The sequence below is a fragment of the Streptomyces yamdrokensis genome, from assembly GCF_053890455.1.
The window spans coordinates 1,062,374-1,085,860 of record NZ_CM132679.1; the positions used below are offsets into that span (position 1 = coordinate 1,062,374).

A 23,487-nucleotide genomic window follows, 5' to 3' on the forward strand; every position below is an offset into this window, starting at 1 on the left:
GACTTGATGTCAAAGCCCGCTCGTTCCTCCGACGCCGCCCAGAACATGACCGAGGACAAGCTCCGCGACTACCTGAAGCGGGTCGTCAACGACCTGCGCCAGACCCGCCGCCGGCTCAACGAGGCGGAGGCGAAGGACCATGAGCCGATCGCCATCGTGGGGATGAGCTGCCGTTTCCCGGGCGACGTCCGTTCGCCTGAGGACCTGTGGCAGGTCGTCGCCGAGGGCCGTGACGCGATCTCCGCGTTCCCCGACAACCGCGGCTGGGACCTGGAGAAGCTGTACAACCCGGACCCGGACAGCTCCGGCACGTCCTATGTGCGGGAGGGCGGATTCCTTTACGACGCCGCCGACTTCGACCCGGCGTTCTTCGGTATCTCGCCACGCGAGGCCCTGGCCATGGACCCGCAGCAGCGACTGCTCCTGGAAACGTCCTGGGAGGCCTTCGAGCGGGCCGGCATCGACCCCCAGTCGCTGCGGGGCAGCAAGGCCGGTGTGTTCGTCGGCAGCAACTACCAGGACTACGCGACCCGGTTGCCCGAGGTGCCGGCCGAGCTGGAGGGGCATCTCGGTATCGGCAACACGCCGAGCGTGGTGTCCGGCCGCGTGGCGTACACCCTGGGCCTCGAGGGCCCGGCCGTCACCGTCGACACGGCCTGCTCCTCCTCGCTGGTCGCCCTGCATCTGGCCTGCCACGCGCTGCGGCAGGGCGACTGCTCGATGGCCCTGGCCGGCGGTATCTCGGTCATGTCGTCGCCTGCCTCGTTCGTGGAGTTCAGCCGGCAGCGGGGTCTTGCGACGGACGCCCGCGTCAAGGCCTTCGCCTCGGGCGCGGACGGTACGGCGCTGTCCGAGGGCATCGGCATGCTGCTGGTGGAGCGGCTGTCGGACGCGCGCCGCAACGGGCACAAGGTCCTCGCCGTGATCCGTGGCAGCGCGATCAACCAGGACGGGGCGAGCAACGGCCTCACCGCGCCCAACGGCCCCTCCCAGGAACGGGTCATCCGCCAGGCGCTGGCCTCCGCCCGGCTCACCCCCGACCAGGTCGACGTGGTCGAGGCGCACGGCACCGGCACCAAGCTGGGCGACCCCATCGAGGCCCAGGCCCTGCTCGCCACCTACGGCCAGGACCGCCCGGCCGACCGGCCGCTGTGGCTGGGCTCGGTGAAGTCCAACATCGGCCACACCCAGGCCGCCGCCGGTGCCGCCTCGATCATCAAGATGGTCATGGCCCTCAACCAGGGCCTGCTGCCGCGCACTTTGCACGTGGACGATCCGTCCTCCCGTATCGACTGGGAGGCCGGCGCGGTCTCCCTACTCACGGAGGAGGTGCGCTGGCCCGCGGCCGACCGGCCGCGACGCGTCGGCATCTCCTCCTTCGGTATCAGCGGCACCAACGCCCACGCCGTGCTGGAAGAGGCCCCGCCCTTCGAGGCGGACGAGGAACAGCCGGCCCCTCCGGGCGATGTCGTGCCGTGGGTGATCTCCGCCCGGACCGCGGACGCCCTGCGTGCACAGGCACGACAGCTCCGCGAGTACGTCGATCAGCGGCCCGAGCCGGCCATCGCCGAGGTCGCCCATGCGCTGGCCACGACCCGGTCGGCGTTCGAGCACCGCGCGGTCGCGGTGGGCGGCAACCACAGCGAACTCCTCAAGGCCCTCGACGCCTTGGCGCACGGAGAGCCTTCGCCTCAGCTCGTGCAGGGCATCGCGCCCGACGAGACCGGCAAGACCGTGTTCGTCTTCCCCGGGCAGGGGACTCAGTGGGCCGGTATGGGCGCCGAACTCCTCGACACCGTCCCCGTATTCACCGAGTCGATCGCCCGCTGCGAGGAAGCTCTCGCGCCTTACGTCGACTGGTCGCTGACCGATGTCCTGCGCTCCGGCACGGAGTTGGACCGTGTCGACGTCATCCAGCCCGTCACCTGGGCCGTCATGGTCTCGCTCGCCGCCACATGGCAGCACCTGGGCATCCGCCCCGACGCGGTCGTGGGCCACTCCCAGGGCGAGATCGCCGCCGCCGCCGTCGCGGGCGCGCTCTCGCTGGAGGACGCCGCCAAGGTCGTCGCCGTACGCGCCCGGATCATCGGCGAACACCTCACCGGCCTGGGTGCCATGGCCTCCATCCCGCAGGCTGCCCACGGGGTCGAGGAGCAGCTGCCCAGTGGTGTCGGCATAGCCGCCGTCAACGGCCCCAACACGACCGTGGTCTCCGGCGACAAGGACGCCGTCGAAACGCTCGTCGCTCAGCTCCAGAACCAGGACGTCCGGGCCCGGCTGGTCCCCGTCGACTACGCCTCACACTCCGCGCACGTCGAAACGATCGAGGAGCAGCTGGCGACGGCCCTCGCGGGCATCACGCCCCAGACCTCTGAAGTGCCCTTCTTCTCCACCGTCGAGCCCGGATTCATCAACACATCCGCACTCGACGCCGGTTACTGGTACCGCAACCTCCGCCAGACCGTCCACTTCCACACCGCCATCGAACAGCTCACCGAGAGCGGCCACACCACCTACATCGAGTCCAGCGCCCACCCCGTCCTCACCTACAGCATCGAAGAAACCGAAGGCACCGACACCATCACCGGCACCCTCCGCCGCAACGAAGGCACCCTCACCCGACTCCTCACCTCAGCAGCACACCTCCACACCCACGGGCATGCCATCAACTGGCCCATCCCCCACACCCGGCCCATCGACCTCCCCACCTACCCCTTCCAGCACCAGCGCTACTGGATCGACGTACCGGAGACCACGGCGGCACACGCCTTCGTCCCGGCGACGGACATCGTCGACACGCGTTTCTGGGAGGCCGTGGAGAACGAGGACTGGGAGTCGCTCGCGGACACGCTCGACGTCCCCGGTGACGCGTCGCTGAGCACGGTGCTTCCGGCGCTCGCGTCCTGGCGGCAGGAGCGCAGGCGTGAGGCGACGGTGAACGACTGGCGCTATGGGATCAGCTGGAAGCCGGTGGCCGACGGGGGCGCTGCGACCGGGCTCGGCGGGACGTGGCTGGTGGTGTTCCCGGAGGGGCGGGCCACCGATGACGTCGTCCGTACGGCGGCCGAGGGGCTGGCGGCGCACGGCGCGCAGGTCGTGCCGCTGGAGCTGAACACCTCCGAGGTCGCGCGTGGGGCGTACCTCGACCTCATCGGTGAGGCACTGGCCGCGCAGGAGGCTCCGCCGGCCGGTGTGCTGTCGTTCCTCGCGCTCGACGAGCAGCCCTGCCCCGCGTATCCCGCGATGCCGGCGGGTGTCGCCGGGACGCTCGCTCTCGTCCAGGCGCTCGGTGACGCGCGGCTTGAGGTCCCGGTGTGGTTCGGGACCTGCGGCGCGGTCGCGGTCGGGGCCTCGGACACCCTGGGCAGCCCGGTGCAGGCGCAGGTCTGGGGGCTTGGCCGGGTCGTGGCGCTGGAGCAGCCCGAGCGGTGGGGCGGACTCGTCGACCTGCCGGGGCAGTTGGATGACCGGGCGCGGGCGCGCCTGTGTGCGGTGCTGGCCGGGCTGGCGGGCGAGGACCAGGTGGCAATCCGCTCCTCGGGCGTCTTCGCCCGTCGTCTGGTGCGGTCGCCGCTGGACGTGGCGACGCCCGAGCCGGCGGCGTCCGGCTGGCGGACCAGTGGTACGGCGCTGGTGACCGGCGGCACGGGAGCGCTCGGTCCGCACATCGCGCGGTGGCTCGCCTCGAACGGGGCCGAGCATGTGGTGCTGACCAGCAGGCGCGGCCCGTTCGCCCCGGGCATGGCCGCGCTGGCGACGGAGCTGGACGCCGAGGGGGTCCGTCTCACGGTGGCCGCGTGCGACGCCGCCGACCGCGAGTCTCTCGCCGGTGTGCTGGAGCGGCTGAAGGCCGACGGTGAGTCCCTGCGTACGGTCGTACACGCCGCGGCGTTCATCGAGTTGGCGTCGCTCGCCGAGTCGGGGCTCGACGAGTTCGCGGACGTGCTGGCCGCGAAGGTGGGCGGCGCCGCGCACCTGGACGAGCTGCTGGGCTCCGACGACCTCGACGGGTTCGTGCTGTTCTCCTCCATCGCCGGTGTCTGGGGCAGCGGCGACCACGGCGCCTACGCCGCCGCCAACGCCTATCTGGACGCGCTCGCCGAGCAGCGCCGGGCCCGCGGTCTGAAGGCCAGCTCGATCGCCTGGGGCGTGTGGAACGTCTGGGACCCGGAGCGGCTTCCAGAGGGCGTCAAGCCCGAGCAACTCCAGGCGCGGGGGCTGCCGTTCCTCGACCCGGACACGGCCTTCTCCGCCATGCGTCAGATCCTCACGCACGACGAGACCTTCATGGCCGTGGCCGATGTGGACTGGGAGCGCTTCGTCCCGGTCTTCACCTCGGCTGGGCCCCGTCCGCTGCTCGCCGGTGTTCCCGAGGCACAGCGGGAGATCGAGGCGGCGGCCACGCCGGCCCCGGTCGGGCCGGACGCGGCGAGGGTTGCGTCGTCGCCGCTGCGCGACCGGCTGGAGGGCCTCGGCGCCGACGAGCGGAACCGGGTGCTCCTCGACCTGGTCCGCGCCCAGGCGGCCTCGGTCCTCGGTCATGCCTCCGGTGAGGCGGTCGAGCCGGGGCGGGCGTTCCGCGATCTGGGCTTCGACTCACTCACCGCGGTCGAGCTGCGCAACCGGCTCAACACGGCCACCGGGCTGCGGCTGCCGGCGACCCTGGTCTTCGACTACCCCTCCCCCGGTGTGCTCGCCGGTCATCTGCGGGACGAGTTCTTCGGCGCGCTGCCCGACACGGCGTCGGCCGGGGCCGTCGCCGCGCCGTCGGCCCTTCCGGCCGCCGACGACGACCCGATCGTCATCATCGGCATGGGCTGCCGCTTCCCGGGCGGCGTGCGCTCACCCGAGGCGCTGTGGGAGCTGCTGCTGCGCGGCGGTGACGTGATCTCCGGACTGCCGACCGACCGCGGCTGGGACCTCGACGCGCTGTACGACCCGGACCCGGAGCAGCGCGGCAAGTCGTACACCCGGCACGGCGGCTTCCTTTACGACGCCGCCGACTTCGACCCAGCGTTCTTCGGTATCGCCCCGCGCGAGGCCCTGGCGATGGACCCGCAGCAGCGGCTGCTGCTTGAGACGTCCTGGGAGGCGTTCGAGCGGGCGGGCATCAACCCCCAGTCCCTGCGGGGCAGTCGTACGTCCGTGTTCGCGGGCGTCAGCTACCACGACTACGGCTCGCGTCTCGGTGAGACCCCGGAGGAGATCGAGGGCTACCTGGGCACGGGCAACACCGCGAGCATCGCCTCGGGCCGTGTCTCGTACGTCCTCGGCCTCGAAGGCGCCGCGGTCACGCTGGACACGGGCTGCTCCTCGTCGCTGGTGGCTCTCCATCTGGCAGCGCAGTCGCTGCGGCAGGGCGAGTCCACGCTGGCGCTGGCCGGCGGTGTGTCCGTGATGGCGGTGCCCACCTCCTTCACCGAGTTCAGCCGGCAGCGCGGTCTGTCCGTGGACGGCCGGTGCCGGGCGTTCTCGGCGGACGCCGACGGCATGGGCATGTCCGAGGGTGTCGGCATGCTGCTGCTGGAGCGGCTGTCGGACGCGCGGCGCAACGGACACCAGGTCCTGGCCGTGGTCCGGGGGACGGCGATGAACCAGGACGGCGCCAGCAACGGCCTCACCGCCCCCAACGGCCCCTCCCAGCAGCGAGTCATCCGCCAGGCCCTCGCCAACGCCGACCTCGCCCCCGACCAGGTCGACGCCGTCGAGGCGCACGGCACCGGCACCAAGCTGGGCGACCCGATCGAGGCACAGGCCCTGATCGCCACGTACGGCCAGGACCGCCCGGCCGACCGGCCCCTGTGGCTGGGCTCGGTGAAGTCCAACATCGGCCACACGCAGGCCGCTTCGGGTGTCGCGGGCCTCATCAAGACGGTCATGGCCCTCCAGCACGGCGTCCTGCCGAGGACGCTGCACGTGGGCGAGCCGACCCCGAAGGTGGACTGGTCGGCCGGAGCCGTCGCCCTGCTGACCGAGGAGACGGCCTGGCCCGACACGGGACAGCCGCGCCGCGCCGGTGTCTCGTCGTTCGGCATCAGCGGCACCAATACGCATGCCGTGCTGGAGCAGGCACCGGAGGACGAGCCGGCCCTGGAATCGGAGCCTGCGGGTGCGGTGGTGCCCTGGGTGATCTCGGCCCGGACGGCGGACGCCCTGCGCGATCAGGCACGGCAGCTTCGCGAATACGTCGATCAGCGGCCGGAGTTGGATGTCGCGGACGTCGCCGACACGCTCGTCCGTGGGCGCGCCCTGTTCGAGCACCGGGCCGTTGTGGTGGGCGAGACCTCTGATGCCCTGACCGCGGCGCTCGACGCGCTCGCTGCTGGGCAGCCTCACACGCATCTGGTCCAGGGGCAGGCCAAGAGCGCCGGGAAGACCGTGTTCGTGTTCCCGGGGCAGGGGACTCAGTGGGCCGGTATGGGTGCCGAACTCCTCGACACCGTCCCCGTGTTCGCGGAGTCGATCGCCCGCTGCGAGGAAGCTCTCGCGCCTTACGTCGACTGGTCGCTGACCGATGTCCTGCGCTCCGGCACGGAGTTGGACCGTGTCGACGTCATCCAGCCCGTCACCTGGGCCGTCATGGTCTCGCTCGCCGCCACATGGCAGCACCTGGGCATCCGCCCCGACGCGGTCGTGGGCCACTCCCAGGGCGAGATCGCCGCCGCCGCCGTCGCAGGCGCGCTCTCGCTGGAGGACGCCGCCAAGGTCGTCGCCGTACGCGCACAGATCATCGGCGAACACCTCGCGGGTCGGGGTGCCATGGCCTCCGTTCCTCAGGCTGCCAGTACCGTCGAAGCACAGCTCCCCAGCGGGGTCAGCATCGCCGCGATCAACGGGCCGAACACGACCGTGGTCTCCGGTGACAAGGACGCCGTCGAGGCCCTGGTCAAGGACCTTCAGAACCAGGACGTCCGGGCCCGGCTGGTCCCCGTCGACTACGCCTCACACTCCGCGCACGTCGAAACGATCGAGGAGCAGCTGGCGACGGCCCTCGCGGGCATCACGCCCCAGACCTCTGAAGTGCCCTTCTTCTCCACCGTCGAGCCCGGATTCATCAACACATCCGCACTCGACGCCGGTTACTGGTACCGCAACCTCCGCCAGACCGTCCACTTCCACACCGCCATCGAACAGCTCACCGAGAGCGGCCACACCACCTACATCGAGTCCAGCGCCCACCCCGTCCTCACCTACAGCATCGAAGAAACCGAAGGCGCGGAGGCCATCACCGGCACGCTCCGCCGCAACGAGGGCACTCTCACCCGGCTCCTCGTCTCCGCAGCACACCTCCACACCCACGGGCATGCCATCAACTGGCCCATCCGCCCCAGCCGGCCCATCGACCTGCCCACCTACCCCTTCCAGCACCAGCGCTACTGGATCAACCCCACCAGCGACAGCCGGACGAACCTCTCCGGCGCGGGCCTCTCGGCCGCCGGGCACCCGCTGCTGGGCGCTGCCGTGGAGCTGGCGGGCACGGACACGCACCTGTTCACGGGCCGGTTGTCCCTCCAGAGCCACCCCTGGCTGGCGGACCACGCCGTGGCCGGAACCGTGCTGCTGCCCGGCACCGGCTTCCTCGAACTCGCCCTCCAGGCCGGTCACCACGTCGGCTGCGGCACCGTGGAGGAACTGACGCTGGAAGCCCCGCTGATCCTTCCTGAGCGGGGCGGGGTCGACGTGCAGTTGAACGTGGGCGCGCCCGACGATTCGGGACGTCGTGAGCTGAACCTGCACTCGCGGGCGCAGGACGCGGACAGCGACGAGCCGTGGACCCGGCACGCCACCGGCGCCCTGGCCTCGGCACAGCAGCCCCTGGGGCCGGACGCCGGTCTGAGCGCGTGGCCGCCGGCCGGGGCCGAGCCGGTGGAGGTCGAGGGTTACTACGACCGACTTGCCGAGCAGGGCTACGGCTACGGCCCCGCCTTCCACGGACTGCGGGCGGCGTGGCGGCGCGGTGACGAGGTGTTCGCCGAGGTCGCCCTGCCGGGGGAGGAGTCCGCCGAAGCCGCGGACTACGGAATCCACCCGGCGCTGATGGACGCGGCGCTGCACGCGCTGGGTCTGGGCGTGCTGCCTGCGGCGGGCGAGAGACGGGCGCGGCTGCCGTTCTCCTGGAGCGGTGTGACCCTGCACGCGGCGGGCGCCGCCGCGCTGCGGGTGCGCGTGGCACCGCTCGGGGACGCCGAGGACACGGTGTCCATCACCGTGGCCGACCCGGCCGGCGCGCCGGTCGCCACGGCCGAGTCGCTGGTCGTACGGCCGGTGGTCACCGCGCAGTTGGAGGCGGCCGGTTCGTGCGTGCACGACAGCCTGTTCCGCGTCGACTGGGTGACACCCCCGACGGGGTTCTCCTCCGTCGAGGCCCGGCGCTGGGCGGTCCTCGGTCCAGACCCGCTGAAGGTGGGGCAGTCGCTGGAGGAGACCGGTGCGACAGTGTTCGCGGCCGACGACCTGGACTCCGTGGCCATGCTGGACACCGTTCCGGATGTGGTGGTCGTGCCGTACGCGCCTCAGCCGGCTGGCGCCGACAAGCTCGCTGCGCGGGTGCATGAGGTGCTGTACGGAGTGCTGGAGCTGGTTCAGGAGTGGCTGGCGGACGAGCGGTTCACCTACTCCCGGCTCGTGCTGCTCACCCGTGACGCGGTGGTCACCTCACCCGAGGACACCCCGGACCTGGAACACGCCTCCATCTGGGGCCTGATGCGCTCCGCGCAGTCCGAACACCCCGACCGGATCGTGCTCATCGACACCGACGACCACGACAAGTCCACTCACGCGATACCCGGCGCCCTGACGACCGGTGAGTCCCAGATCGCCATCCGTGAAGGCGATTTCCTGGCGCCGCGCCTGACCCGGGCCACCCCGGCAACGGCCACAGCCTCCGTCTTCCGTCCCGACAGTACGGTCCTGATCACCGGCGCCACCGGCACCCTCGCCACCCACATCGCCCACCACCTCGTCACCCACCACCAGGTCCACAACCTGGTCCTCCTCTCCCGCCGACCCGCCGACAACCTCGCCACAACCCTCACCGACCTCGGCGCGAACACCACCGTCGTCACCGGCGACGTCACCGACCCCGACACCGTCACGCGCGCCCTCACCGAACACCCCGTCACCGCCGTCATCCACACCGCGGCCACCCTCGACGACGCCACCATCGACAACCTCACCGCCGACCAACTCGACACCGTCCTGAACCCGAAGCTCGACGGCGCCCTCCTCCTCCACCAGCTCACCACCCAACTCACCCCCGACCTCGACGCCTTCGTCTTCTTCTCCTCCGCAGCCGCCGCCTTCGGCGGACCCGGACAAGCCGCCTACGCCGCCGCCAACACCTTCCTCGACACTCTCGCCCACCACCGCCACACCAACGGCCAACCTGCACTCTCCCTCGGCTGGGGCCTGTGGGAAGACCGCAGCAGCATGACCGGCAACCTCACCGACACCGACCTCCACCGCATGACCCGCCACGGAGTCGGCGCCATGAGCACCGAGGACGGGCTGCGGCTGCTGGACGCGGCCTGTGCGACGGGCGAGGCGCATCTGCTGCCGATCCGGCTGGACGTCGGGGCGCTGCGGCGGCGGGCCGACGACGGCAGTCTCCCGGCGCTGCTGCGGGGGCTCGCCCAGCGCCGGGTGCGTCGCAGCACCGCGGACGCCGGCACTCGGCGGCCCTCGGAACTGTCGCTCGCCGAGCGGCTCGGCCGGGTGTCGAGTGAGCAGCGGGCGCAGGCGCTGGAGGATCTGGTGGTCGCGCAGGTGGCTGCCGTGCTGGGGCACGCGTCGACGGCCGCGATCGAGCCGGACCGTGCCTTCAAGGACATCGGGTTCGACTCGTTGACCGCGGTCGAACTGCGCAACCGGCTCAACACGGCGACCGGGCTGCGGCTGCCCGCCACGCTGGTCTTCGACCAGCCGACTCCGCAGGCGATCGCCCGGTTCGTGGAGCGGAAGCTGTTCCCGCAGGAGAGCACCCAGGCTCCCGCCCCGGCCGCGCAGGACTCCGTCCGCGACATCGACGCCATCGACCTGGACGCGATCGACGAGATGGACGTCGACCTCCTCATCAACCTTGCTTTCGACGGCGACAGCGCCGGAACCGACGCGGAGCGTGAGTGACCCCATGAGCAACCCCAACGACAAGGTCGTCGCCGCCCTGCGGGCGTCCCTCAAGGAGACCGAGCGGCTGCGGCAGCACAACCGTGAACTCACCGAGCGCGGCCGGGAGCCGATCGCGATCGTCGCGATGAGCTGCCGGTACCCGAGCGGGGTGCGCACCCCGGAGGACCTGTGGCGGCTGGTGGCCGCGGGCGAGGACGCGGTGTCGGAGTTCCCGACGGACCGCGGCTGGGATCTGGACGGGCTGTACGACCACGGCGGATTCCTGTACGACGCGGCCGACTTCGACCCGGCCTTCTTCGGGATCTCGCCGCGCGAGGCCCTGGCCATGGACCCGCAGCAGCGACTGCTCCTGGAGACCTCCTGGGAGGCCGTAGAGAGGGCCGGCATCGACCCGCGGGCCCTGCGCGGCAGCCGTACGGGCGTCTTCGCCGGAGTCATGTACCACGACTACGGCACGCTGGTCGGTGAGTCGCCGGACGCTGTCGAGGGCTATGTCTACAACGGCAGCGCGGGCAGCGTCGCCTCCGGCCGGGTGTCCTACACACTCGGTCTTGAGGGGCCGGCGGTGACGGTCGACACGGCCTGTTCCTCCTCGTTGATCGCCCTGCATCTGGCCGTGCAGTCGCTGCGCAACGGCGAGTGCTCGCTGGCGCTCGCCGGGGGCGTGGCGGTGATGTCGACGCCGACGCTGTTCGACGAGTTCAGCCGGGGGCAGGGGCACGGGCTGGCGCCGGACGGCCGGTGCAAGGCGTTCGCGGACAGCGCCGACGGGACCAGCCTGTCGGAGGGCGTAGGCCTGCTGTTGCTGGAGCGGCTGTCGGACGCCCGGCGCAACGGCCACCCCGTACTGGCGGTGGTCCGTTCCACGGCGGCCAACCAGGACGGGGCGAGCAACGGCCTCACCGCACCCAACGGGCCCGCCCAGGAGCGAGTGATCCGGGACGCGCTGGCCGCCGCCGGACTGACCGGCGCGGACGTCGACGTGGTCGAGGGCCATGGCACGGGCACCAGCCTCGGCGACCCCATCGAGGCACAGGCCCTGCTGGCCACCTACGGCCAGGACCACACCCCCGAACAGCCCCTCTGGCTCGGCTCGCTCAAGTCCAACATCGGCCACACCCAGGCCGCAGCCGGTGTCGGAGGAGTCATCAAGATGGTCATGGCCATGCGCCACGGCCTCCTCCCCCGCACCCTCCACGTCGACACCCCCTCCACCCACGTCGACTGGAACTCCGGCGCCGTATCACTGCTGAGCGAGGAGCGGCCCTGGCCGGTCGCCGACCGGCCGCGCCGTGCGGCGGTGTCGTCCTTCGGTGTGAGCGGCACGAACACGCACGCGGTACTGGAGGAGCCTCCGGTGGAGGAGTCCTCCGAGGACGCGCCGGAGCGCGGGGCCGGGATGCCGGTCGTGCCGTGGGTGCTGTCCGCGAGGTCGGCGGAGGCACTGCGCGAACAGGCGGCACAGCTGAGGGAGTTCGCAGGAAGCGCCGACCCGGTCGATGTGGGCTTCTCGCTCGCCACGGGGCGTTCGGCGTTCGAGCACCGGGCGGTGCTGCTGCACTCCGGCGATGGGCTGGACGCGGCCCTCGCGGCGCTCGCCGGGGACTCGGACGGCGCTCCGGGGCTGGTGACGGGCGCGGGTCACCGAGCCGCTCACACAGCCTTCCTCTTCACGGGACAGGGCAGCCAGTACCCGGGGATGGGCCGTGAACTCCACGCCGCCCACCCGGTGTTCGCCGAGGCCTTCGACGAGATCTGCGCCTGCCTGGACCCGCACCTCGAACGCCCGCTGCGCGAGGTCGTGTTCGCCGAGCCGGGCACACCCGAGGCGGCGCTGCTCGACCGGACGCAGTACACCCAGGCGGGTCTGTTCGCCGTGGAGGTGGCGCTGTTCCGGCTGGTCGAGGCGTGGGGGCTGCGGCCTGCCGCGCTGCTGGGCCACTCCGTCGGTGAGCTGGCGGCGGCGCATGTGTCGGGGGTGCTGACCCTGCCGGACGCGTGCGCGCTGGTGGCCGCTCGTGGCCGGCTGATGGAGGAGCTGCCGGCCGGCGGGGCGATGGTGTCGGTGCGGGCCACCGAGGACGAGGTCGCGGAGGTGCTGGCCGGTCGTACGGACCGGGTGTCCGTCGCGGCCGTCAACGGACCGCGGTCCGTCGTCGTGTCCGGCGACGAGGACGCGGTGCTCGCCGTGGCCGCCGAACTCGCCGAGCGGGGACGTCGTACCAAGCGGCTCAATGTCAGCCATGCCTTCCACTCGCCCCGTATGGACGCCATGCTGGAGGAGTTCCGGGCGGTCGCGGGGTCGCTGCGGTACAGCGATCCGCTGATCCCGGTCGTCTCCGATGTGACCGGTCGTACGGCGACCGCCGAGGAGCTGACCGACCCGGACTACTGGGTGCGCCATGTCCGGCAGGCGGTGCGTTTCGCCGACGGCATGAGGACGCTGGGCGAGCTGGGCATCGGCAGCTGCCTGGAACTCGGCCCCGGCGGCGTGCTGTCCGGGATGGGCGAGGACTGCCTGCCGGGCGATGCGGTGGCCTTCGCCGCCGCGCTGCGCCGGGACCGCCCTGAGCCGGTGTCGGTGGTGGAGGCGGTGGCGAGGGTGTTCGCCCGCGGTGCCCGCGTCGACTGGGCGGCGCTGTTCGCCGGCAGCGGCGCCCGGCGGGTGGATCTGCCGACCTACCCCTTCCAGCGGCAGCGCTACTGGCCGAAGGCCACGTCCGGCGCGGCCGGGGACGTACGCTCGCTGGGCCTGGAGGCGGTGGACCATCCGCTGCTGGGGGCCGTGCTGGAGAGCGCGGACGGCGACGAGCTGCTGTTCACCAGCCGGGTCTCGCTCGCAGGCCAGCCGTGGATCCGCGGCCACCGTGTCGAGGGTGCCGCCCTGCTGCCCGGCACCGCGCTGGCGGAACTCGCCGTACGGGCCGGGGACCGGGCGGGTTGCCCGCTGCTGGAGGAGCTGACCCTCGAAGCACCGCTGGTGCTGCCCGAGGACGGCGGGCTACGGCTCCGGGTGCGGGTCGGCGCCCCCGACGAGTCCGGCCGGCGCTCCCTGACCGTGCACGCACGGCCCGACGGGGACGCGGCTCAGGACGGCCTGCCCTGGACGCGGCACGCCGGCGGCACCCTGAGGCCGGACCGCCTCGACTCCGGCCCCGGACCGGACCTGAGCGGCGTGTGGCCGCCGGCCGGGGCGCAGCCGCTCGACCTCGACGGCCGCTACGAGCGGTTCCGGGAGAACGGCTTCGAGTACGGGCCCCAGTTCCAGGGGCTGCGGGCGGCCTGGCGGCTCGGTGACGAGGTCTTCGCGGAGGTCGCTCTGCCGGAGGAACTGGCCGGGGACGCAACCGACTTCGAGCTGCACCCCGCCCTGTTCGACGCCGCGCTGCAGACGGTCGGCCTCAGCGGCCTGGCCGAGGACGGCGCGACGGCGCTGATGCCCTTCTCGTGGCGGGGCGTACGCCTGCACGCCACGGGCGCGACGGTGCTGCGGGTGCGGCTGGCCGTGACCGGTCAGGACGAGGTACGGCTCGACGCCGCAGACGCTCTGGGCAGTCCGGTCCTGACGGTCGACTCGCTGGCACTGCGGCCGCTGTCCGGCGGGACGGCGGGCGCCGCTGTCGCGGCCGGTGTGCGGGACGCGCTGTTCCGCGTGGAGTGGGTGCCGGTCTCCACCGCAGAGGCAGAGGTGGCGGAGGCGGTCCGGCTGTCCGTCGGGGAGGGGCTTGCCGACCTTCCCGGCGCACCCGACGTCGTGGTCGCTCCTTGCCCGCCCGGCGAACGGGCGTCTCTGCACTGGGCGTTGGAGCTGGTACGGGGTTGGCTGGCGGACGAGAGGTTCGCCGACTCCCGGCTCGTGCTGCTCACCCATGACGCCGTCGTCACCTCACTCGAGGACACCCCGGACCTGGAACACGCCTCCATCTGGGGCCTGATCCGCTCCGCGCAGGCCGAGCACCCCGACCGGTTCGTGCTCATCGACACCGACGGCCAGGACACATCCTCGATTCACGGCGCTCTGAGCACCGGAGAGCCGCAACTGGCCGTCCGCGGGGGACGGTTCCTCGCACCTCGGCTCGCCCGGGCGGTCCCCACAGGGGCCACAGCCTCCGTCTTCCGTCCCGACAGTACGGTCCTGATCACCGGCGCCACCGGCACCCTCGCCACCCACATCGCCCACCACCTCGTCACCCACCACCAGGTCCACAACCTGGTCCTCCTCTCCCGCCGACCCGCCGACAACCTCGCCACAACCCTCACCGACCTCGGCGCGAACACCACCGTCGTCACCGGCGACGTCACCGACCCCGACACCGTCACGCGCGCCCTCACCGAACACCCCGTCACCGCCGTCATCCACACCGCGGCCACCCTCGACGACGCCACCATCGACAACCTCACCGCCGACCAACTCGACACCGTCCTGAACCCGAAGCTCGACGGCGCCCTCCTCCTCCACCAGCTCACCACCCAACTCACCCCCGACCTCGACGCCTTCGTCTTCTTCTCCTCCGCAGCCGCCGCCTTCGGCGGACCCGGACAAGCCGCCTACGCCGCCGCCAACACCTTCCTCGACACTCTCGCCCACCACCGCCACACCAACGGCCAACCTGCACTCTCCCTCGGCTGGGGCCTGTGGGAAGACCGCAGCAGCATGACCGGCAACCTCACCGACACCGACCTCCACCGCATGACCCGCCACGGGGTGTCCGGGCTGTCCGCGGCCGAGGGGCTGGCGTTGTTCGACGCGGCGTGCGAGTCGGGTGAGGCGCATCTGCTGCCGATCCGGCTGGATGTCGCGGCCCTGGGGCGGTCCCTCGACGGGGAGCCCGTACCGGCGTTGCTGCGCGGGCTGGTCCGCCGCCCGGCGCGCCGTGCCGCCGCGCGGGAGGGGGCGCAGCAACAGGACCGGTCCCTGGCCGCCCGGCTGGGCGAGTTGGAGCCTGCCGAGCGCGTGGAGGTCGTGCTCGGCCTGGTGCGGGAGCACACCGCCGCGATCCTCGGGTATGCGGGCGCGGGCGGTGTCGAGGCCGAACTCAGCTTCAAGGACCTGGGGTTCGACTCGCTGACGGGTATCGAGCTGCGCAACCGGCTGGCCTCGGCCACCGGGCTGCGGCTGCCCGCCACGCTGGTGTTCGACCACCCGAGCCCGGTCGAACTGGCCCGACACATCGTCACCGAGGCCGTCGGCGACGAGCCCGGCCCCGTGGCCGGCCCGGCACGGCAAGGTGCCCAGGACGAGGACGCGGTGGCCGTCGTGGCCATGGCCTGCCGCTATCCGGGCGGGGTGCGCACCCCGGAGGACCTGTGGCGGCTTGTGCACTCCGGCGCCGACGCGATCTCCGGGTTCCCCGACGACCGCGGCTGGGACACGGAGGCGCTGTACCACCCGGACCCGGACCACCCCGGCACGACGTACGCCGTGGAAGGCGGATTCCTTTACGACGCGGCCGAGTTCGACCCGGCCTTCTTCGGGATCTCGCCGCGCGAGGCCCTGGCCATGGACCCGCAGCAGCGACTGCTCCTGGAGACCTCCTGGGAGGCCGTAGAGAGGGCCGGCATCGACCCGCGGGCCCTGCGCGGCAGCCGTACGGGCGTCTTCGCCGGAGTCATGTACCACGACTACGGCACACAGGTCACCGATGTGCCGGAGGGACTGGAGGCCTTTCTCGGCAACGGCAGTTCGGGCAGCATCGCCTCCGGGCGGGTGGCGTACCACCTCGGCCTGGAAGGCCCGGCCATCACCGTCGACACCGCCTGTTCCTCCTCGCTGGTCGCCCTGCATCTGGCCGTGCAGTCGCTGCGCAACGGCGAGTGCTCGCTGGCGCTCGCCGGGGGCGTGACCGTCATGACCACGCCCGGCACCTTCATCGGGTTCAGCCGGCAGCGGGGTCTGGCCCGCGACGGGCGGTGCAAGGCGTTCGCGGACTCCGCGGACGGCACCGGCTGGGGCGAGGGCGCGGGCGTCCTGCTGCTGGAGTGGCTGTCGGACGCCCGACGCAACGGCCACCCGGTGCTGGCGGTGGTGCGCGGCAGCGCGGTGAACCAGGACGGCGCGAGCAACGGCCTCACCGCACCCAACGGGCCCGCGCAGCAGCGGGTGATCCGCCAGGCCCTCTCCAGTGCCGGGCTGACCGGCGCGGACGTCGACGTGGTCGAGGGCCATGGCACGGGCACCAGCCTCGGCGACCCCATCGAGGCACAGGCCCTGCTGGCCACCTACGGCCAGGACCACACCCCCGAACAGCCCCTCTGGCTCGGCTCGCTCAAGTCCAACATCGGCCACACCCAGGCCGCAGCCGGTGTCGGAGGAGTCATCAAGATGGTCATGGCCATGCGCCACGGCCTCCTCCCCCGCACCCTCCACGTCGACACCCCCTCCACCCACGTCGACTGGAACTCCGGCGCCGTATCACTGCTGAGCGAGACCACCGAGTGGCCGGACACGGGCCGGGCCCGCCGCGCGGCCGTCTCCTCCTTCGGCATCAGCGGGACCAACGCCCATGTCGTGCTGGAGCACGCCGAGCCGGACCACAGCCCGGCCACGGAGGGCGAGCCGGGTGGTGTCGTGCAGCCGTGGGTGCTGTCCGGCAAGAGTGCGGCGGCCCTGCGCGCGCAGGCGGCGCTGCTGCGGGACTTCGTACGGGAGCGGCCGGAGCTGACCGCCGCGCAGGTCGGGCTGTCGCTGGCCACGACCCGGTCGGCGTTCGGGCACCGGGGTGTCGTGCTGGCCGATGATCCGGCGGACCGGCTCGCGGCTCTCGACGCGCTGGCCCGTGGCGAGGACTCGCCGTTCCTCGTGCGGGGTGCGGGCACGACCGGACACAAGGTCGCCTTCCTGTTCTCCGGGCAGGGCACTCAGCGGCCCGGGATGTGCCGGGAGCTGTACGCCTCGTCGAAGGTGTTCACCGCGGCCTTCGACGAGGTCTGCGCGCAGTTCGGTCCGTCGCTCGAACGACCCCTGTCCGATGTGGTGTTCGCCGACTCCGGCACGCCGGAGGCGGAGCTGTTGGACCGTACCGAGTACGCGCAGCCCGCGCTGTTCGCCGTAGAGGTGGCGCTGTTCCGGCAGTTGGAGGCATGGGGACTGCGGCCGGAGCTGCTCGCGGGGCACTCGATCGGTGAGCTGGCCGCGGCTCATGTCGCCGGGGTCTTCGATCTGCCCGACGCGGCGCGGCTGGTGGCGGCACGCGGCCGGCTGATGCAGTCGCTGCCCGACGACGGGGCGATGGCCTCGCTGCAGGCGGCGGAGGACGAGGTGCTGCCGCTGCTGGCCGGCTGGACGCACGAGTTGGGGGTCGCCGCGGTCAACGGGCCTTCGGCTGTGGTCGTTTCGGGCCGCGTGAGTGCCGTAGAGGAGATCGTCGCGCACTTCGCGGGTCTGGGCCGCAGGACCCGGCGGCTGCGGGTCGGTCACGCGTTCCACTCGCCGCTGCTGGACCCGATGCTGGAGGAGTTCGCGGCGGTCGCGCGTGAGGTGTCGTACCGGGCGCCACGCATCCCCGTGGTCTCGGACGTCACCGGGGAGACGGCTGCGGACGGGCTGCTGGAGGACCCCGGCTACTGGGTGCGCCACGCGCGTGAGGCGGTGCGTTTCGCCGATCAGCTCACGCATCTGGAGAAGGAGGGCGTGACCGCGTACGTCGAGGTCGGCCCGGACGCCGTGCTGGCCCCGATGGCCCGCGAGAGCCTCGGCGGCCATGCGCTGGTGGTGCCCGTCCAGCGGCGCGACCGTGCCGACGCCGTCGCGCTGGGCACGGCCGTCGCCGAGCTGCACGTCCACGGGGTGTCCCCGGACTGGAAGGCGGTGTTCGCCCCCACCGGCGCCCGTACGGTCGAGCTGCCGACGTACGCCTTCCAGCGCAGCGCGTACTGGCTGCCGTCCGGGCCGGCCGCGCCGCAGGCCTCGACGACCATGCCCCGTGACGGTGACTTGGAGCGGCGCTTCTGGCAGGCCGTCGAAAGCCGGGATCTCGGTGGGCTGGCCACACTGCTCGACGTCGACTCCGCCCAGGAGGCCGACTCCCTCAACGCCGTGCTGTCGCTGCTGTCGGCGTGGGACCACGGCAGGGCTGCGGCCGACACGTCTCAGGACGCCCCGCTGCCCGAGGACGGCGACGACCTGGCGCGGGCACTGGCCGGGGCGTCCGAGCAGGAGCGGCCCGCTCTGCTGCTGGACGCGGTGCTGTCGGCCGCGTCCGCGGTGCTCGGGCATTCCGATCCGGATGCGCTCCCTGCCGACCAGGACTTCCTCGACGCCGGCTTCGCCTCGCTGACCGCGGTGGAGCTGAGCGTACGGCTCACCAAGGTCACCGGCATCGACCTGCCGCCCACGCTGGTCTACGACCACCCCACGCCGGCGGAACTCGCCGCGCACCTGCACGAGGAGATGAAGAGGACCGCGTCATGACCCCCACACGTACAGAGAGCCCCTGGGTCCGCCGCTATCAGCAGGCGCCCGCCGACGCCGTCACCCTGGCGTGCTTCCCGCACGCCGGCGGCTCGGCCACGTCCTTCCATCCGCTGTCCCGGGCGCTGGCCGGGCGGCTGGACGTGGTGGCCGTGCAGTATCCGGGCCGTCAGGACCGGCATCGGGAGCCCGCCTTCGAGGATCTGCACGAGCTGGCCGACGCCGCCTACGAGGCGGTCGTCGAGGCCGTGGGCACCGACCGGCCGCTCGCCCTGTTCGGACACAGCATGGGCGCGTCGGTCGCCTTCGAGGTGGCCTTGCGGCTGGAGCAGCGGGCCGGTGTGAAGCCCGTCTCCCTGTTCGTGTCGGGGCGGCGGGCGCCGTCCCGGCATCGCAGCGAGGATCTGCACCGCAAGGGCGACGACGCTCTGCTGCGGGAGATCCGAGCCCTGGACGGCACCGCGCAGGCGGCGCTGGACGACGAGGACATCGTGCGGATGTTCCTGCCGTCGCTGCGGGCCGACTACAAGGCGATCGAGCGGTACCGCAGCGCGCCGGGCGCGACGGTCAGCTGCCCCGTCGTCGCGCTGACCGGCGACACCGACCCGAAGACCACCGTCGAGGAGGCCGGGGCCTGGCAGGAGCACACCACCGGCCCCTTCGACCTGCGGGTCTTCGACGGCGGTCACTTCTTCGTCTCGGAACGGACCGACGTGGTCGCCCGGGTCCTGTCCGGGCAGCTGGACCGGTTCCGGTGAGCACGGCCGCGCTGTCCGCCCACCCGCACCGGCCTGGGGTCGCAAGGGGTCGGCTAGGGGTTATCCGGGCCGGGAGGCGCACATAGCGTGACCGCTAATTCAACACCCTCGCCCGAAGCGGCGTCCACGACCACAAACGCGCTGTTTTCCACTGCACCTGGGGGAGCCCGAACCATGACCGAACCGCAGACGTGGCGGGTTCTCGGCAACGCGGACGTGCACGAGCTGGTGCTCGCCGTGGACTTCGACGCCACCGGCCGCGCCGAGGGCCGTTTCACCGATCTCGCGGCGGGTCTGGCCGGCCTGCCCTTCTCGATCTGGGAGACCGTTCCCCAGGAGGCGGGCACCGGCGCCGGTGGTGCCGGTCCCGTCGAGCGGTGGCTGGAGGAGGTGGCCGCCGACGGCCGCCCGGTCCGCGCGGTGTTCGGCTTCTGCGTCGGCGGCGTCTACGCGGGCGCGATCGCGCAGCGCATCGCCGAACGGCAGGGCCGGGCGCCCGCGCTCGTGCTGTTCGACCCCGAGCAGTCCGGCCCGCTGACGCTCTACTCGCAGTTCCACAAGGTCCTCGACTCCATGTCCACCCTGCTGAGCGACGAGGAGACCGCGCAGGCGGCGGCCGAGGCGCGGCGGGCCCATGAGCAGCACACCGAGATGGCGCCGCTGGGCGCCGAACTCCTCGATGTGTACCGGCGTACCGCCAAGCCCGTCTTCGACCGGCTGGAGCTGGACGAGAAGCGGCAGGAGGAGTTCACCGCGGTCTTCGCGTCGTTCGTGGGCTATCTGATCGCGGCCGCGGAGATCGACCCCCTGCCGGCGTGGCGGGAGGCCGTCGTCGTTACCTCCTCGTCGCCCACGAGCGGCCTGAACGGCTCCCGCGGAGCCGGGCAGGACATCGCCGTGGGCCGGGAGCTGCGCGTCGACGTCCCGCATGTCGATCTGCTGCGCGACCCAGGTGTCACCCGCACGGTGGCCGAGCTGCTCGGCACCGAGACGCGCGGCTGAGGGGCCAGGCGCCTCCGCACTCGCATACCCCACAGGCGAATTTCGCGCATCTACGAACGCGAATCCACGGACGCGAACCTACGGAACGGTTGGAATGCCAGAAGCAACGCAACCCCGGTCCCTCCCGGCCGACAGCAAGGAGCACGCCCTCTGGCTCCTGGACGAGCTGGTGCCCGTCAAGGGCGTCAACAACCTCTCCGTCGCCCTCCAGGCCGACGCGGTCCTGCTCGGCCCCGCGGTCCAGGGCACGGTCGAGCTGCTGCTGCGCCGGCACGAGGCCCTGCGCACGGTGTTCCGGCAGGAGGAGGCGGGCCTCACCAAGGAGGTGCTCGACGCCGACGCCCTGCGGATCGAGGTCGAGGAGCTGGCGGCGGAGCCGGGTGAAGTCGCCGCTGTCGTGGGCGAGTTCATCGCGCGGCCCTTCGACATCGACGGGCGGCCGCTGGTGCGGGCCGCGCTGGTGCGGTGCGCGGACGGTGACGCGTTCTGTCTCGCCGTCCATCACCTCGTCTTCGACACGGTCTCCGGCGCGGTCCTGCTGGACGAGTTCACCGCCGGGTACACGGCGCTGGCCGCCGACGGCGAACCGCCCGCCGAACTGCTGGCCGCTCAGCCGCCGTACCGGGAGCCCGCTCCCCGGCCCGCCGCCGTGGAGTACTGGCGCGGGCAGTTGGCCGGGGCCGATGCCGCCGGGCTCGCCCTGTGGTGCGGCAGCGAGGACCTGCCCGAGCCGACCCTCACCGGCGACCAGGTCACCGCAGATCTGTCCCCGCGGGCGACCGAGGTGTTGCGCCGGCTGCAGAAGGAGCTGCGCGCGCCGGAGGCCGTGGTGCTGCTGGCCGCGTACGGGCTGCTGCTGGCCCGGCACGGCGCGGGGCCCGACCTGGTGGTGGGCACTCCGGTCAACGTCCGTGCGCGGGAGGCGTCCAGGGCGGTGGGCTACCACGTCAACACCCTGCCGCTGCGCATCCCCGTCGACCTCGGCGGCGGCTTCCGGGGCCTGGTGCGCACGGCCCGCGACGCGTTCCTCGGGGCGGTCGCCCACGCCGATGTCCCGGTCGACGTCCTGACGCCGGAACTGCGCAGGGACGGAGGCGCCTCCTGGCGCAACACCGTCTTCCGGCATCTGTTCAACTACGTTCCCGACGAGGGCCGTACGACCTTCCCGCTCGCGGACACCACGGCCCGCAGGCTGCCGGTGGAGAACGGGTTCAGTAAGTTCGACCTCGAGTTCTTCTTCCTGTCCTCCGCGGACCGGGTGACCATCCGGGCCGCGTACTACACACAGGTCCTGGACCGGGCGGACGTACAGGGCCTGCTCGAACGCTTCGAGTCGCTGCTGCTCGCGGCCGCGGCCGGGCCGGACCTGCCGATGGGCGAACTCCCGCTGGCCGGTCCCTCCGACCGGGCGGTCCTCGTCGCCTCCAACGACACCGCGCGCCCGGTGGAGCCGGCCGATGTGCTCACGGCGGTGCGGGAGCGGGTGGCGCTGGCGCCATCCGCGTCTGCCGTTGTGAGCGGCGGCCGCAGCACGACGTACGCCGAGTTGTGGGGGGCCGCCGAACACACCCGGGCCGTCCTCGCGGACGCCGGTGTCGGGGCCGGTGACATCGTCGCGCTCGCGGCGCCCCGCGGGCCCGAACTCGCGGCCGCGGCCCTGGGGGTGTGGCTGACCGGCGCGGTGTATCTGCCCGTCGACCCGGAGCACCCCGTGCAGCGGCTGGCGTACGTCCTGGAGGACTCCGGGGCGCGGGCCGTGCTCACGGCGCCGGGCGTGGAGCTGCCCGAGGGGGTCCGGGCGCGTGTGCTGCCGCTGGAGCGGGTCGGGCAGGACGGGCCGCTCCCGGACACCTCGGCGAGCGGGCCCGATCCGGACTCCTGCGCGTATCTGATCTATACCTCCGGTTCGACGGGGAAGCCGAAGGGCACCCTGATCAGCCACCGCAGCCTCGGCAATGTGGTGCAGCACTTCGCCGAGAAGCTGAAGGTCACCGCGGAGGACTCCGTGCTGTGGCTGACCACGTTCGCCTTCGACATCTCCGCGCTGGAGCTGTTCCTGCCGCTGGTCTGCGGCGGGCGGCTGGTCGTGGCCTCCGACGAGGCCCGCACCGACGGCCGTGCCCTGCTCGGCGAGGTCGTCGCGCACGCCGTCGGCATCGTGCAGGCCACCCCGACGACCTGGCGTGTCGTCGCCGACGCGGCCGACGGCCGGCTCGCGGGCAGGCGCCTGGTCTGCGGCGGGGAACCGCTGCCGCCCGCGCTGGCCCGCACCCTCGCCGCCTCGGGCGGCTCGCTGCTCAATGTGTACGGCCCGTCCGAGACGACCATCTGGTCCACCTCGGGCCCGGTGCCGGCCGACGTGGACCGCGTGGACGTGGGCCGCCCGATCGCCAACACCCAGGTGTTCATCGTCGACCCGGACGGCCGGGAGCTGCCGGTCGGGGTGCAGGGCGATCTGTGCATCGCCGGGGCAGGTGTCGCGCTCGGCTACCACAATCGCCCTGAGCTGACGGCGGAGCGCTTCGCGGACCATCCCGTGTACGGGCGCCACTACCGCACCGGCGATCTGGCCCGGCTGCGGCCCGACGGCACTGTCGAGCTGCTGGGCCGGACCGACCGTCAGATCAAGCTGCGCGGCCATCGCATCGAGCTGGGCGAGGTGGAGGCGGTACTGCTCGGCCATCCGGGCGTGCGGGATGTCGCCGTGGTCGTGGTCGGCCGGGGCGGGGCGGACGCGGCCCTGGTCGCTTTCGTGGAGTCCCCCGACGGCCTGGACGCCGCCGGGCTCACGGCTCATGCCCGGTCCCTGCTGCCCTCCGCCGCCGTACCCCAGGAGATCGTGGTGCTCGAGTCGCTGCCGACCACCGCCAACGAGAAGCGGGACCATCTCGCGCTGACCCGTCTCGCTGAGCAGCGCCGTGCCGAGCGCAGTCCGGCGGCCGAGGCCGTGCCCGAAGCGCAGTCGGGTACGGCCGGGCAGTTGTTCGCGCTGTGGCAGACCACGCTCGGCCGGACCGACATCGGCCCGGACGCCAACTTCTTCGACAGCGGCGGGCATTCGCTGCTCGGCGCGCAGCTCGTGCAGCGCATCGAGAAGACGCTGGGCGTGCCGGTGCGGCTGACCGACCTGTTCGCCCATCCCACCCCGCTCGCCATGGCCGAGCGTCTCGAAGCCGGAGCCTGAGAACG

The 23,487-nt window shown here is 72.5% G+C and carries 4 protein-coding genes and 1 pseudogene; all 5 read left to right on the forward strand.

Annotated elements, in window-relative coordinates; all coding sequences use genetic code 11:
- The first annotated feature begins 6 nt into the window (after positions 1-6).
- The 5 genes and pseudogenes from ACWZEH_RS04115 to ACWZEH_RS04135 all read left to right on the forward strand — a co-directional run bounded on the left by ACWZEH_RS04115 (position 7) and on the right by ACWZEH_RS04135 (position 23,482).
- On the forward strand, positions 7-10,125 hold the full coding sequence (locus tag ACWZEH_RS04115; protein ID WP_456195701.1) for a type I polyketide synthase: 10,119 nt from the start codon (positions 7-9) through the stop codon (positions 10,123-10,125).
- 43 nt (positions 10,126-10,168) lie between these two features.
- Positions 10,169-18,496, forward strand: a pseudogene (locus tag ACWZEH_RS04120) (type I polyketide synthase); the annotation flags it as partial.
- Between the two features lie 38 nt (positions 18,497-18,534).
- Positions 18,535-19,296, forward strand: a complete 762-nt coding sequence (locus ACWZEH_RS04125; RefSeq protein ID WP_456195703.1) for a thioesterase II family protein — start codon at positions 18,535-18,537, stop codon at positions 19,294-19,296.
- A 174-nt stretch (positions 19,297-19,470) separates the two neighbouring features.
- Positions 19,471-20,298 carry a hypothetical protein gene (locus ACWZEH_RS04130; RefSeq protein WP_456195705.1) on the forward strand — a complete coding sequence of 276 codons (828 nt, stop codon included), beginning with the start codon at positions 19,471-19,473 and terminating at the stop codon, positions 20,296-20,298.
- A gap of 94 nt (positions 20,299-20,392) precedes the next feature.
- Entirely contained in the window at positions 20,393-23,482 is a 3,090-nt protein-coding gene (locus tag ACWZEH_RS04135) for a non-ribosomal peptide synthetase (RefSeq protein WP_456195706.1), read from the forward strand.
- The last annotated feature ends 5 nt before the right edge of the window (positions 23,483-23,487 follow it).